Source organism: Leifsonia sp. SIMBA_070, assembly GCF_046534635.1.
Lineage (GTDB): Bacteria > Actinomycetota > Actinomycetes > Actinomycetales > Microbacteriaceae > Leifsonia.
Map to the genome: position 1 here is coordinate 1 of NZ_JAWRYK010000294.1, position 270 is coordinate 270.

A 270-nucleotide genomic window follows, 5' to 3' on the forward strand; every position below is an offset into this window, starting at 1 on the left:
TGGCAGCGGATGACGGCCGTGAGCGACTGGTCAGCACGGCCCGGACGACGGAAACCACTTACCGCTTCACACAACTGGCTCTGGGGAACTACAGGCTGACAGTCCGGGCAGTAAATGCGTGGGGGCAGCAGGGCGAGCCGGCGTCGGTATCGTTCCGGATTGCCGCACCGGCAGCGCCGTCGCAGATTGAGCTGACACCGGGGTATTTTCAGATAACCGCCACGCCGCATCTTGCGGTTTATGATCCGACGGTACAGTTTGAGTTCTGGT

1 protein-coding gene is annotated in these 270 nt (G+C 61.5%); it reads left to right on the top strand.

Annotation, left to right across the window (positions count from 1 at the left end):
• A partial coding sequence (locus tag SB754_RS20415) for a hypothetical protein (RefSeq protein WP_410784185.1) occupies window positions 1–270 on the top strand: 270 nt, incomplete at both ends.